The following is a 13,539-nucleotide window of genomic DNA, read 5'->3' as shown; positions in this document are numbered from 1 at the left end:
CAACGGATGGACGCGGAAGGCCACGCAAAGGGCTATTGGTACGGCAAAGACCCAGGTCAGAAGGCCATAGCCATTGACGTCCTGAACGCCTTGCGGGATTACCGCGCCTCCGAGCAAGCGATGAGACGCAGGACCCGCTCTTCCATGGGTATGGGCGAGAAGGATCTGCTGGCCCTGCGCTATTTGTTCGAAGCCGAAGCTGCCGGCAAGGTGATGAAGCCGAAGGATCTGGGTGACAAGCTCGGCATAACGTCCGCGTCCATGACAACCCTGATCGATCGTTTGGTGGAGTCCGGCCATATTCGACGCGAACCTCACCCCACTGATCGTCGGGCACTGATCCTGAAGGCCACTCCCGGCTCGGACCAGGAAGTGCGGCATACCCTGGGTGGGATGCACCGTCGGATGCTGGACGCCGCATGTGCCTTGAGCCCTGACGAGTCGCAGGTAGTGGTGAATTTCCTGCAGCACATGCGCGAAGCACTGGACACGATCGACGAAGACCCTGAGGACCCTGAGAAATCCACAGCATCATGACGTGAGGCTCCATTGCAGGATGAAAATGAGCGTCACCAGGAATCCTGAACCGTAGTTGAGCCAGATGAACCGCCGCCAAGCCACATTGGTGCGTGCCGCCGTCGTATCCATCGCCTTCCAGTACGGGGCGCAATTGACGATGTACGGGATGGCGATGATCGCGGCGAGCGGCCCGGGCCACGGCGTGGCCAGCATTGCGAGGCCCGCAACAAGCCAGAGGCCGACGGCGAGCCTCACCGTCCGGCGGGCACCGATGACTGTTGCTATGGAGCCGATGCCGGCCTGCCGGTCGGGTTGGATGTCCTGGACGGCGCCGAAAGCGTGGGCGGCCATTCCCCAGAGGAAGAAGGCGGCCAGCAGGATAACCAGTCCCGGCGTCACGTCGGCGCCTGCCAGCGCCAAGCCGACGACGGCGGGACTGACGAAGTGCGTGCTGGACGTCAGCGAGTCCAAGACCGGGCGTTCCTTGAAGCGGAGTCCGGCGACGGAGTAGGCCACCACTGCGAATGCACTCACGGCCAGGCTGATCCAGGCGGCGGGTCCGCCCGCGAATGCCAGTACCAGTAGGAACGGAATGTTGGTGATGGCTGCGAGCCACAGCATGGGGCGATGGAGCCTCGGCTGGAGGAGCGCGCCTTCGATGCCGCCTTTGCGCGGGTTCTTGAGGTCCGACTCGTAATCGAAGACGTCGTTGATGCCGTACATGGCCAGGTTGTAGGGGATCAGGAAGTAGAAAGTACCCACGATCAGGACCCAGTCGATTTCCCGGGTGGTGAGGAGCATGGCCGCGGCGAACGGGTAGGCGGTGTTGATCCAACTGACTGGTCGGGATGCGAGTAATGCCTGGGGGACGAGGCCTTTGAGGTTGCCCGCACGGTTGGATTCACCGGAACGTTTGCGCGTCAGCCACATCCACAGGCCGGGAAGCGCCACCACTCCGGCGAGCGGGTAGGCGAAATCCTCAATGGGCGCCAGGCCGATTTTGGCGCCGAGGATGTGCGAAGCGTCGTAGTGGAAGAGTTCCATGCCGATCATCACGGAATCGAAAACAGCTGTCAGGACGGCCAGCGCAGCGAACGCGAGGCCTACGGCTTTCCAGTGTTTGCCTGCCTCGCCTGGTCGTGCGCCCTGACGGGCAAAGATCACGCCTGCAACTACGGCTGCGGCGATGAAGGCGAGCGCGAGCCAGAGGTACGTCATACGTGCTCCCGCTGTTGCGCACTGCGGGGGGCCGGTGTCCGGTCAAGCAGCCGACGCGCGCCGGTGTACAGGACCATGGTGCAGAGCACCAGGAAAAGCAGGAACACGGGTTCCTCGATGGGCAGTTCCGGGGCGAGCAGCAGCCCGGTGGCGATGGTGCCCTCGCCGCGGAGGAAGATCCCCAGGCCGATTCCGGCCAGGTCCCAGCCGAGAAGGAACAAGACCCCGACGGCGGTCACGGTTGCGGCCGCTTTTGGGTCCCGCCAGAAGAACAGGCGGAAACGGTGATCGAGCAGGAGCATGCAGGCGATGCCCAGGAGCAACGAGACCAAGTAGAGAACACCCATTAGCCAATCCTGCTAGCTACAGGCCTCACAGTGGTAGGGCCGGTACTGTGATCGCCGCGGATCCGTTTAAGGACCAGTTCGGCACTGATGAGGCACATGGGTACGCCAACGCCCGGAGCAGTTGTGGCGCCGGCGTAGTACAGGCCTCGAACACGCTTGGAGGCATTTTGTGCCCGGAACATCGCGCTTTGCCGGAGTGTGTGTGCGGGTCCCAGCATGCCGCCGCGCCACGAGTTGTAATCGCGGGCGAAGTCGGCCGGCCCAATGGTGTGCCTGGCCACCACTCGTTCGCGGAGATCCGGGATGTTGGCCCACTGAGAGATTTGGTCAATGGCGGCGTCGGCAGTTCGTTCGATCATCACATCGCCGCTGCCATCGGCTCCGCCCCCTCCCAACGAGGGATCGGCGGGGATGGGAACCAGGACAAAGAGATTCTCGTGGTCCTGTGGTGCGACACCGGCATCGGTGGCGCTGGGTTTGCAGACATATATGGACGCAGGATCGGGAATGCTCGGATCGTCACCGAAGATCGAGGCGAAGTTCGCCTCCCAATCACGGGTGAAGAACAAGGAATGGTGAGGCAGGTCCGGCAGCGAACCCTTCACTCCCAACATCACCAGCACGGCGCCGGGACCACTGGTGCGGCTCTGCCAGTACTTTTTGTTGTAGCTCCTGTCCCTGACGCCGAGCAGCTGGGTTTCGGTGTGGTGCAGGTCAGCGCCGGAGACCACTAGGTCGGCAACACTGTAGTGCTCGGCCCCGGAACTGTCACGCCACTTCACACCGGTGACTTCCCGGCTGTCTTTGCCGGTGAGACCGGAGGGAAGGTTAAGGCCGTCGAATCGCCCGAGTTTCTTGGGGTGGGTCGCTTCGCGGGTGGTGATCTTGAGGGCTTCCGCGCCGGTGTGAATCCGCACTCCGGCGTCGACGGCCAGTGCTTCGAGCCGCTCAACCAGAGCCCGGAACCCACCCATCGGGTACTGCACGCCGTCGCCCAGGTCCAAGGCACTCATCAGGTGGTACATCGCCGGAGCAGCGGAAGGGCTGGTGCCCAGGAAAACCGCGGGATAGCCAAGCACTTGCCGGAGCACCGGATGCTGGAACCGCTGGGAAACGTACTTGTCCAGGGGTGTCAGGAGTAGCTGTGCGAGCTTGGGGAGGCTGCGCACAACCTCCGGCTGGAGCAGCGCCTGCATTTTGGTGAACGGGTTGTAAAGGAAGAACCGTTCAGCCATTTCGGTGGTGTGCCGGGCGGAAACCAGGTAGGACGCGAGTTCCTTGGAGCTGCCGAGCTCAACGCTTTCGAAGGTCTCCAAAACCTGGTCGCTGCCGAGGGGGATTGTCAGCGGGTCCGGCCGCACGCCGTCGTGATTTGGTTCGCTGAAGATGCGGTACGCAGGACTGAGGGTGCGCAGATCCAGCTGTTCGGCGGTGCTGGTACCGAGCAAGTTGAAGAAGTGATCAAAGACGCCCGGCATCAGGTACCAGGAGGGGCCGGTGTCCCAGCGGAAGCCGTCCCGTTCGAGGCTGCCTGCACGGCCGCCCACGTGGTCGCGTTGCTCAAGGAGCTGGACCTCATGTCCTTCGTGGGCGAGGAGCGCGGCGGTGGCAAGCCCCGCGATGCCACCGCCGATCACTACTGTCCGGGTCATCGGTGCAACTCCATCCAGGTTGAGGCAACAGCGCGGGCGGCGAGTCCGGCTTTCACGGCATCCGGGACACGAACCCGGTGACGGTAGAGCTCGTCCACGGTGGTCTGTTCAATTCTGTCCGTGAGGGCTTGGAACAACGCCAATGCGCTCCGGACAGCAGCCCTGGCGTCGCGGGGCAACATCGGAATGACGGCGTTGGCATCGGCCAGCTGCGCCCGGATGGTGCTGACCCACTCCATGCGGTCGCGGTCCTCAAGGTGGTCCGAGGTGCCAAGGTAGCTGCGGCCCAAGCGGGTAGTGTCGTCGGCCAGGTCCCTCAGGAAGTTGATGTTCTGGAAAGCAGCACCCAACCTGCTGGCGCCGTACTCCAAAGCCGCGGCGTCGCCGTCGTCGATGTTCTCATCCCGCATGAAGACGCGCAGGCACATCAGTCCGACAACTTCGGCGGAACCGTGGACATAACCGTCGTGGGCGTCGGAATCGAAGCGCAGGGGCGCCGCCGGCGCTTCGCTTCGCTCGCCGAGATCCATGCGCATGGAATCAAAGAACGGATCGATGAGCGAATCATCGATTCCGGCGGTCCGGGCTGTCTGAGCGAACGCGTGGATGATGAGGTCGCTGCTGTAGCCGAGCTTGACGGCCCGGTGCGTCTCAGCGATGAAGTGCGTCAGGGCGTCGCACTGCTCTTGGTAGCTCAGGCCGGCTTCCGCCGTCACGCCGTCCACGAGTTCGTCGGCCACCCGCACCAAGGCGTAGATGTTGCGGACGTGTTGGCGGTGTCGGGATCCCAACAGCCTGCACGCCAAACCGAACGAGGTGGAGTACGCGGAGATGACTTGGTTGGCGGCACGTTCGGCCGTCCGGGTGAAATGCGTAAACGAGGTATCCGCGGCGACGCTCATGATTGCCGTCCTTCCAGCTGTCCCGCGAGGTCAAGCAATACGTTGCGGACGCTTGCCGGGATGGTGCTTGTCAGCTGATTGTTGAATGCCTGCAGTTGTTCCTCGATGAGGCCTTGGACAAATACCTCGGCACCGCAATCGCTGAGATGCCGCCGCACATGCTCACCGTCACCGACGCTGAGCTCGGGCCTGCCGAAGAAGGGCTCGATGTCCGGCCACACGGTGGTGGTCCGCGCGTGGGCGATGATGGCTGTTTCCTTGCCCTCGCGTAGGTCTGAAAAGGGATCCTTGCCATGGCGGCGAGGATCCCCGAAGGTGGACAGGAGGTCGTCCTGGAGTTGGAAAGCGAGCCCAAGATGCCTGCCGGCTGTTGCGAGCGCATTCTCGACGGCGAAGTCGGCACCGGCCAGAGTGGCGGCGGCACGCAGCGGGAGTTCGAAGGTGTACGTCGCGGTCTTGTAGCCGCACATCATCAGGATGGTCTGGAGGTCCGGGGCAATAATGCCATCACCAAGGCCCACATCCAGTTGTTCGCCGGCCACGGTCTCGTTGATGGTGTGTTCCAGGAGATCGAGGAGCCGCAGGCGAAGCTCGTGAGGGAGTTCGGCACGGGCAAAGGCCTGGTGCGTCGCGGCCAGGAGCATGTCGCCCATCAGGATTCCGCCGGTTTGGGCCCAGTGGAGGCCGCTCCCGGCGCGGGCGCCGTCAGCGCCGTCCGTCCGGGCAGTTTCGCCGGCTTCCGCAAGGAGGGAGCCGATCAGGTTAGGGTGCCCGCGGCGGACGAGGTCGCCGTCGATCACGTCATCGTGCAGCAGGAAGGCGTAGTGGAGGAGTTCGATGGCAGCGGCGATGCTGATGGCGGTCTCGCGCTGGTGTGGCTCTGCGGGACCGTGCTTGTGGAGTGCGTCGTACGTTTCCATCAACAGCAAGGGCCGGACGAATTTGCCGCCGAGGACGTTCTGGCCCGCGAGCGCCCACAGCCTGGCGAAGTCCGCACCGTATGCCGTTGCTGCGCTGGCCCTCTTGTCAATGAGTCCGCTCAGTTCGTTCTCTATTGCGGTGCAAAGATCGGTGCGACCCCGGACGGCATTTGAGGTGATGGTCATGCCTCGGCTCCTGCTTGGAGTGGCAAGGCGTTCGCCTCGAGGAGCTGTGGAAATTGCAGCCCAAGCCACGGACTGAAAGCGGAGGGTGTGTGTTCCAAAGCATCCGCCAGCAGTGCCGGTGAGATCCAGGCCCAGTCGGCTACCTCGGCGGGATTCGGGTTCAACACACCGGTGATGCGGGCTACGTACACGGGGCAAACTTCATTCTCGACAATCCCCGTGGGGTCAATGGCCCTGTATCGGAAGTGGGGGAGAATCAGTTCGATCTTGTTGGCGTCCACTCCGAGTTCGAACTGTGCCCGCCTGAGGATGGCGTCCTCGAACTCTTCACCGGGCCCCGGGTGGCCGCAGAAGCTGTTGGTCCACACCCCGGGCCACGTTTTCTTCTCCGGCGAACGGCGGGTCAGCAGAACTTCCCCAACATCGTTGATCAGGTAGCAGGAAAAAGCGAGGTGGAGGGGAGTATCAAGTGTGTGCACCCCTGCCTTGGGAGCCTCGCCAATGGGCGTTCCGGCGTCGTCAAGGAGGACCACCATCTCTGTCGCGTTCATCTTGCCCTTCCTCCACACCCTGTTTCTGCCTGAAACCTGAATATTGCTAGACAAGCTAGAAGAAAGGCTACCATGTAGGAAGTTAGGTGTAACATACCAAACATGTCCAGTCCTGAAGAGATACCCGAAGAAGCCGGGACCCCGGTTTCTGCCGGCATCTATCATCTGGACGCCAACGATCCTCATCAGGAACTAGTGGATCGCTCCGGTCTCTCCGAGGCCGATGTCCAGCAAGTTAGCGACCTCATGGCATCGTTGGCGAGGCTGCGCGAGGCTGAACAACGCCTCTCCGACGCTTCCCTCAGATACATGAAACTCAATCAATCCGATATGCGAGCTCTGCACTATCTGATTGTCTGCGCCAACCATGGCGTGATTGCCACCCCCGGTGCAATAGCCTCCCGGCTCCATATCTCGACGGCGTCAACCACCAAGCTGCTCGACCGGCTGGAACGCGCCGGGCACGTCACGCGACGCGCCCACCCCTCCGACCGCCGCGCGCTCGCCATCGCCATCACTCCCGAAACGCACGAGGCTGCGATGCGGACCGTTGGGCGCCAGCAGGCCAAACGATTCCTGGCGGCAGCACGTCTGACACCCGAAGAACGGGAAACGGTGATGCGGTTCCTCGATGACATGGCGCAGGAGATCGAAGTCGCCGATGAGGCGTGGGCTGGTTCCGGGGCGTAGCCCTGGTACTAGTACAGGAAGATCGGCAGCCAATCCCGGTTGTGTGCGTGGACCAACGCCAGGAACAAGACAAAGTCGAAGAGCAGGTGCACGGACACTACGTAGGTGAATGACTTGGTGAGCTTGAACGTGTAGCCCTGCAGCAGTGCGAAGGGGAACGTCAGCAGCGGGCCCCACGACTGGTAGCCGATCTCCCACAGGAATGACGAGAAGACCACTGCTTGCAGGAGGTTGGCCAGCCAGTCCGGAAAATGTTGGCGCAGCAGGGTGAAGGTGGTGCAGATGAAGAACAGTTCATCCCAGATACCCACGGCGTTGACTCCAAGGAAAAGCCGCCAGAAGATGTCGGGATCCGAAGCGTCAGGCCAGTTTTGGTAAACACCGGTCCTGATCAGGTACACCGGCAGGATGAAGTATCCGAGCGCCACCACGCCTATCAGGTACAGCTTCGCTGCCAACGGCCACTTACGGCCGGTGTTCACGGGAAACTTGATGATGTCCTCGCGGTAGGCGAACCGGGAAACCACCCATGGCACCAGCACCGCCAATGCAAGAGCGCCGCCCATGAGGGCCATGTGCTCTGTGCTGAGGTCAGCGTTGAGGGGCACCAGGCTGAAGATGGTCATACCGGCCGCGATCAACGCGAGGTGTCGCATCAGCCGGTGGTCGATGAAAGCCGCGGTGGCCACGCTCGCCCCCAGCAGGCCATAGCCAAGCAGCTCGTTGCCCATGGCAAAGAGCGGCACGCCGGACAAGGAAAGAAACGCCGCCGGCAACAGCTTCCAACTGAGTGCGGTGCGGGGTGATTCCGTTGAAATGGATGTCACCCCTCCAGCATGTCAGGGCTTGCCGTCCAATAACACGTTTTCCCTCGTCAGGAGTCTCCTCGGTGTCTCAGATGCCCTCATTCATCTGTAAGATTCGTGACAAGGCCCACATATTTATTGGTGGGCCAAGTCATGGCTGGCTTAGCCAGTGGGGGACACACAAAGGAATAATTAATGGCTCAAGACGCGGGCTCTTTTAAACCGGAAAGCGGCAGCTCACCGAAGGATGACGCTGCTGCGGCCGATGACGCTGTTAAGGCGCCGGCAAGCGAAGACATGACCATGCGCGAACAAGTGCTGGACATCATTGAATCCATCCTTGCGGACAGCGACGCCCGGAGCGAAGGAGCGAGGAACAACCTCCGCGCCTTGGTTGAGGCACGTCCCGGGAATCCCGAGCGTGCCTTGTTGGAGCACTTGCTCGAGACCCGCAAGACACCAGCTTCAGCGGCCAAGGTCCCCGTTCAGCGTGAAGTTGCCAGCCTGCACTTGGAGTCCTCGGATACAGCCAGGACAGTATCGGTACCCGTCAGCCACGAAGTCCGTGAAGGCATCCAGTCGATCCTGGCGGACAAACTCTTGCTGACAGCCTTCCAGCCCGTCCATGCACTGCCGGGCGGCGAGGTTGTGGGCGTGGAGGCGCTGACCAGGTTCGTGGGTGAGGACGGGGCCGGAGCCGATGTGTGGTTCAGCGAGGCTGCCGCAGCCGGCCTGGGCACAGAACTCGAAATTGCCGCGCTGCACTGCGCCCTGACGGCAGCGCACGACGTCCCGGACAACATGTCCGTGGCGCTTAACCTCACCCCCGCAACGTCCAGCGACCCCCGCGTGCGGAACCTTCTGGCTGCGGCGGCACTCGCTCCGGACAGGATCATTGTTGAATTGACGGGCAGCTTGGAATCCGTGGAAGGGCAAACCGGCGACCACGGCCTGGGGCCACTGCGAACCCTGGGCCTGCGGCTGGCCATCAGTGCGTCCGGAGCCGCCCTGGTTTCCATGGAGCGGATTGAACAGTTGCGCCCCGACATCATCAAGCTGGACCGCCATCTGATTGAGGGAATAGAAAGCAGCGACGGTCAGAAAATCCGGGCCAGGGCCATTGTGGAGCTTGCCCGGGAGATCGGCGCGGACATCATTGCGGAAGGCATCGAAACAGCTGGCGAACTTGATGAAGTCACCGCGCTGAAGGTCACAGCAGCGCAAGGCTACCTGCTGGGTCGACCCTCCGTTCACCCCCTGGACTGGTCCGCATGGAGCATACGCGCGCAGACCGAAGCCCAGCCCGCAGGCTAATCAACTGCCCGGCTTTTGGGCGACTCGCGTAAAGTAGCATGCGGGGGTTTTTCGGTCCCAAAAAATCGGGGACTGCTGAGGCAAGGACCCACCTAGCCAGGAAGTTCTTCGTTGATGGACAGTTTTTTCAGTATGCTCGCGGACCTTCGCGATAAAACAATCCCAACGAGGTTGGCTTCACGCATGAACTCCCCGCGTGGCCTGTTGTGGGGCTTTGTGGTGATTCACCTGGTGTTCCTGGTCTTTGCCGCCGTGCTCTCATTGCGCGGGGAAGCCTTCAGCGACACCTTCATCTACCGTGATTGGGCGCTGGCAGGGTTCAACGACGCAAACCTCACAGGCGGACCCAGCCCGTGGGTATACCCGATACTGGCGCTGATTCCTATGGGCTTGGCAGCTGTAGCCGGTCCAGGCCCTTTCTTTTTCCTGTGGGTCCTGCTCACCACTCTGCTGAACGGCTGGGCGGTCCTCAAACTCACCGACCGCGGCCGTCGGCAGGAAGCAATCCCGGCTGCCTGGTGGTGGCTGGTATTCGTCTTCCTCATGGGTTGGTTGGGCTTCGCCCGTGTTGACGGACTCACGGCACCCATAGTTCTCGTGGCCCTTGTTTATGGTGTTACCCGGCCCTTCGTTGCGTCGGTCCTCCTGAGCGTCGCCACCTGGGTTAAGGTTTGGCCCGCCGCTGTGATGCTGGCCCTGTTCGCAGTGGTCAGGAAACGCCTGCACGTTGTGGCGGCAGGAATTGCGACGACGGCGGTTGTAGTCGGGCTCGCCGCGGCAGTGGGTGCCGTCCCCAAGTTGCTGAACTTCCTGACACAACAGGGAGACCGCGGCATGCAGCTCGAAGCAACCTTCACCACACCATGGTTGTGGTTGTCGGTGCTCGGGGTGGGGGATTCCCGCATGTACATGAACACAGACATCAACTCCATGCAGGTGGACGGGCCCGGTACCGCATTCATGTCCGTGCTGATGCAGCCGCTGTTGCTCCTTGCCGCAGCCGCCGTCGCCGGTCTGACGTTCTGGGCGTTGCACCAAGGCAAGCTCAACGGAGGAGTGGACCGCACAGAGCTCCTCCTTTCGGGAGCCCTCACCCTGGTGACCGCCTTCATCGTGTTCAACAAAGTGGGTTCACCGCAGTTCATGGTGTGGCTTGCTCCGGCTGTAGCTGTGGGGCTGGCACACAACTGGAAAGAGTGGCGCGTTCCGGCCACCATGCTGATAGTCATCGCCGTTGCCACTTACTTCATTTACCCGCTCTTCTACGATGCACTGAGCCACAACAATCCTTGGATGGCGCTGGTCCTGACCATCCGCAACGTCTTGCTTGTGGTTCTCTTCTTCTGGTCGGCGCGTCGCCTGTATTCACTGGGCCGCAAGCCATCCGTGGTCACCGCCCCAGCTGCCAAGGAGCACTAAGATTTCCGCGACGTTCTTCGACCAGCTGGTCCGTCTCCGCAGCCGTGTCCTGCCTCCAGCAGTCATAGCGTGGTTCGCCCGCCCCGGCAGCGTCTGGTGGGGCTTTGCCGTGGTTCACTTCTACTTCCTGTGCTGGATGGCGTCCTTCTTCCTCAGCGGCAACACGTTCAGTGACACTGAGCAATACCGTCAGTGGGCCATGGACGGTTACAACCCGGAGAACCTCAGCGGGAAGATCAGTCCCTGGGTTTATCCGGTGCTGGCCCAGATTCCCATTTTCCTGGCGGGCATTGCCGGTCCGGACCTCTATTTGCTGATGTGGACCCTGCTCATCACAGCCCTCAACGCGCTGGGCCTGTGGTACCTGACGCGTGGCCCGCGGCGGGTCAGCGGGATCGCGCCCGCATGGTGGTGGCTGTTTTTCACCGTGTTCATGGGGTATCTCAGCTTTGCCCGAGTTGAGGGCATCACCACCTCCATTGTTTTGATTGCCTTGATCTGCGCTGCTCAAAGGCCCGTTGTCGCCTCTGTCCTGTTGAGCATCGCAACGTGGATCAAAGTGTGGCCCGCAGCGGTGCTGGTACCGATCATCATCGCTTCCCGCAACCGTCTGCAGATGATCGCTGCCGGGGTGGGCGTCACCGCCGTCGTAGGGTTTGGAACGTACCTCGCTGGTGGCTTCAGTCACATCCTCGACTTCCTGATCAATCAGGGTGAGCGCGGTATGCAGCTGGAAGCCACCTTCTCCACGCCCTGGGTGTGGCTTAGTGTCTTCAACGTTGCCGGCTCCAAAATGGCCGACAACACAGCCATTAACTCCACGGAGGTGTACGGGCCGGGTGCCGAAGTGGCTGCTTTCCTGATGCAGCCGCTGCTGATTGTTGCCGCGATCGCGGCCGCCATCCTCCTGATCCGTGCACTCAAGCGCGGTGCGGAGCGCGAGGAACTGTTCCTCGAAGGTGCCCTGATGATGACCACGGCGTTCATCGTGTTCAACAAAGTGGGCTCGCCGCAATTCATCATCTGGCTGGCACCCGTAATCATTGCGGGCCTGACGCACGACTGGAACCGTTGGAAGGTACCGGCCGCGTTGCTGATGGCGATTGCCATGACCACGTTCGTGATTTATCCGCTGTTCTACACCCCGCTCATACACGCCCACCCGGTCATGGCAGCCGTGCTGACCACCCGGAATGTCCTGCTGGTGGTTCTGCTGTGGTGGTCCGTGCAGCGGACGGTTGAGCTGGGACGGCGCGTGAACCGCGACGGCGCCCCGGTGGTGCCGAAAGCGCTTTAGCGGATAGTCGGAGGGCGGTGGAGCAGGCGACGGTCAGTCTGCCCCACCCAGCGCGATAGCTTGCCTTGGACCAGCAGCCTGCGGGTATGAATGTCCAGGAACACCAGGTAGAACGCGAAGAGCAATGCGATGGCGAAGGCCAGTGAGGACAGGTCCACCGAGACCTCCACGAAGGACCAGACCGATAGCTGGTCTTGCGCACCGAACACCACAAAGAACGTCACCCCGACATAGAGGCACCGCATCTGCCAGTCGTCCCTGATCCCCGTCACGGCCAGGAAAGGCACGAACCAGAGGATGTACCACGGCTGAATGATGGGGGAGAGCAGCACGATCGCCGCGAAGGCCAGAGCCATCCGCCGCACTACGCGCGAATGATCTCCGCGGAACATCAATACCAGCACCAAAGCCACAGCGCCCCACTTCATGGCGGCTCGCAGGACGTCAGCCATCGCATTGCCAGGCAGCCCCAGGGCGTTGCCGAGGAACTCGATCTGCTGGCCCAGGAATCCCGACGGTGAGTAGCCAGTAAAGCCGGGGGTGGGGTCCGTGATGGCCCACGCCCAACCAAGGCCCAGGCCGTAAGGGATGCCGCTGACCACCAGAATGGCGAAGCTTATGCTCGCAGTAGCTGCCCAAATTCCAAACTTGCGCGGCCAAGACGCACCGGCGCCTGCCCACATGAGGCCGATGAAGGGCAGCAAGAGCACGGTGGCCGGTTTGATTCCAATGGACAGGGTGACCAACAGGATGCCTAAGAGCGGCCGTTTGGTGGCCGCGAAGTAGGTTCCCGCTACGGCAAAGCCCACCATGATGGCGTCGTTGTGGGCGCTGGCCACGAAGCTGATGAGGAAGAGCGGGTTGGCCACCGCGATCCAAAGCGCCCTGGCGCCGTTGATTCCATGGAGCTCAGCGAGTTTGGGCACGTACACAACGCACAACAACACCCCGCCGGCGGCAAGCAGCCGGAACAGCAGGACTGATACGTCCGGCTGGGCTCCCGTGACGGCAACCACGGCGTGGGCCATCCACAAGAAGTAGGGCCCGTACGGAGTACGGGCTTCCGCCCAAGCCGGGTCTGCGCCCAAAGCGAACCAGTTATTCAAAGCCGAGATGCCGACGTCGTAAGGGTCCTGGCCCTCCATCATCAGCCTGCCCTGGCCTATGTACGCATAAACGTCACGCGAATACACGGGAACAGCGAACAACAAAGGAAGGGACCAGGCTCCTATCGCTGCAACGATCGTTTTGAGGGAATTGCCCTCCCAGCTGCCCATCCGTTGGCCCAACCTCAGCCAGGACCGGACCAGCAACATGGCACCCACGGTCAGGAGGACGGCAGAGACCGTCACGCCCCAGCCTTCAGTGCGCAGGGCAATGACTATGGGGTGTCGGATCATCGGGGAACCGTTGGCGATCCACCCGATGCCGATGGACCCTGCAAACATGAACAAGGAGCCGAGGAACCCCTGCAAGATAGCTGGGTACGCTACAGGCTTTGTTGCAGGAGCCGCTGGTTGTGGGGCCTTGGTAGCAGTGCTTGAAGGCTGGTTCGTGGCCGCTGCTGTCCCGGGAAGCGGACGGGGGGTACTGCCTGCCGTCATGACTGGTCGGTTCCCCCACTCACGGTATGGCGCTCCTAAGAAATGAAACGCAGATTGATGCCCAAGAGCTTGTACTTGCGGCAAGTGAAATTTTAGCGTCGATCCAGCCAACAC

Annotated in this window: 13 protein-coding genes; 5 read left to right on the top strand and 8 right to left on the bottom strand. The window is 62.0% G+C overall.

Annotated features, from left to right (window positions below):
- Positions 1–6 precede the first annotated feature (6 nt).
- A complete protein-coding gene (locus tag J3A64_RS16640; protein ID WP_187329912.1) occupies positions 7–537 on the top strand; it encodes a MarR family winged helix-turn-helix transcriptional regulator in 531 nt (176 codons plus the stop codon).
- Here the strand turns inward: J3A64_RS16640 and J3A64_RS16635 are convergent.
- The 6 genes from J3A64_RS16635 to idi are packed head-to-tail and all read right to left on the bottom strand — an operon-like array spanning position 532 to position 6,295.
- A complete protein-coding gene (locus J3A64_RS16635; protein ID WP_210064977.1) occupies positions 532–1,737 on the bottom strand; it encodes a prenyltransferase in 1,206 nt (401 codons plus the stop codon). The two genes, J3A64_RS16640 and J3A64_RS16635, sit on opposite strands and share 6 nt — an antisense overlap.
- Positions 1,734–2,084 (bottom strand): lycopene cyclase domain-containing protein, encoded by a 351-nt coding sequence (locus J3A64_RS16630; protein ID WP_014920487.1) that lies wholly within the window; start codon positions 2,082–2,084, stop codon positions 1,734–1,736. Before J3A64_RS16630 ends, J3A64_RS16635 begins: the two co-directional genes overlap by 4 nt.
- Positions 2,084–3,736: a phytoene desaturase family protein gene (crtI, locus tag J3A64_RS16625; protein WP_210064975.1), complete on the bottom strand. Its 1,653-nt coding sequence runs from the start codon at positions 3,734–3,736 to the stop codon at positions 2,084–2,086. Before crtI ends, J3A64_RS16630 begins: the two co-directional genes overlap by 1 nt.
- A complete protein-coding gene (locus J3A64_RS16620) occupies positions 3,733–4,638 on the bottom strand; it encodes a squalene/phytoene synthase family protein (RefSeq protein WP_011773084.1) in 906 nt (301 codons plus the stop codon). The genes crtI and J3A64_RS16620 overlap by 4 nt, the downstream gene beginning before the upstream one ends.
- A complete protein-coding gene (locus J3A64_RS16615; RefSeq protein WP_011773085.1) occupies positions 4,635–5,744 on the bottom strand; it encodes a polyprenyl synthetase family protein in 1,110 nt (369 codons plus the stop codon). The genes J3A64_RS16620 and J3A64_RS16615 overlap by 4 nt, the downstream gene beginning before the upstream one ends.
- On the bottom strand, positions 5,741–6,295 hold the full coding sequence (gene idi / locus J3A64_RS16610) for an isopentenyl-diphosphate Delta-isomerase (RefSeq protein WP_210064973.1): 555 nt from the start codon (positions 6,293–6,295) through the stop codon (positions 5,741–5,743). Before idi ends, J3A64_RS16615 begins: the two co-directional genes overlap by 4 nt.
- 102 nt (positions 6,296–6,397) lie before the next feature.
- Between idi and J3A64_RS16605 the strand changes: the two genes are divergently transcribed.
- Positions 6,398–6,985 carry a MarR family winged helix-turn-helix transcriptional regulator gene (locus J3A64_RS16605; RefSeq protein WP_011773087.1) on the top strand — a complete coding sequence of 196 codons (588 nt, stop codon included), beginning with the start codon at positions 6,398–6,400 and terminating at the stop codon, positions 6,983–6,985.
- Positions 6,986–6,993: 8 nt separating this feature from the next.
- Here the strand turns inward: J3A64_RS16605 and J3A64_RS16600 are convergent, their stop codons facing one another.
- The gene (locus J3A64_RS16600) at positions 6,994–7,812 is read right to left on the bottom strand and encodes a CPBP family intramembrane glutamic endopeptidase (protein WP_043469649.1); all 819 of its coding nucleotides are present in this window, start codon (positions 7,810–7,812) and stop codon (positions 6,994–6,996) included.
- 174 nt (positions 7,813–7,986) lie between these two features.
- Between J3A64_RS16600 and J3A64_RS16595 the strand changes: the two genes are divergently transcribed.
- From J3A64_RS16595 to J3A64_RS16585, 3 genes are all read left to right on the top strand, one after another.
- Positions 7,987–9,105, top strand: a complete 1,119-nt coding sequence (locus J3A64_RS16595) for an EAL domain-containing protein (RefSeq protein WP_210064971.1) — start codon at positions 7,987–7,989, stop codon at positions 9,103–9,105.
- 114 nt (positions 9,106–9,219) lie between these two features.
- Entirely contained in the window at positions 9,220–10,524 is a 1,305-nt protein-coding gene (locus tag J3A64_RS16590) for a glycosyltransferase family 87 protein (protein WP_210064969.1), read from the top strand.
- Entirely contained in the window at positions 10,433–11,821 is a 1,389-nt protein-coding gene (locus J3A64_RS16585; protein ID WP_011773091.1) for a glycosyltransferase 87 family protein, read from the top strand. Before J3A64_RS16590 ends, J3A64_RS16585 begins: the two co-directional genes overlap by 92 nt.
- Here the strand turns inward: J3A64_RS16585 and mptB are convergent.
- Positions 11,818–13,425 (bottom strand): polyprenol phosphomannose-dependent alpha 1,6 mannosyltransferase MptB, encoded by a 1,608-nt coding sequence (gene mptB / locus J3A64_RS16580; protein WP_011773092.1) that lies wholly within the window; start codon positions 13,423–13,425, stop codon positions 11,818–11,820. The two genes, J3A64_RS16585 and mptB, sit on opposite strands and share 4 nt — an antisense overlap.
- Positions 13,426–13,539 lie beyond the last annotated feature (114 nt).

This window comes from Pseudarthrobacter sp. PvP004, assembly GCF_017876035.1.
Taxonomy (GTDB): Bacteria; Actinomycetota; Actinomycetes; order Actinomycetales; family Micrococcaceae; genus Arthrobacter; species Arthrobacter aurescens_A.
This window is presented reverse-complemented; position numbering and strand designations above follow the sequence as displayed.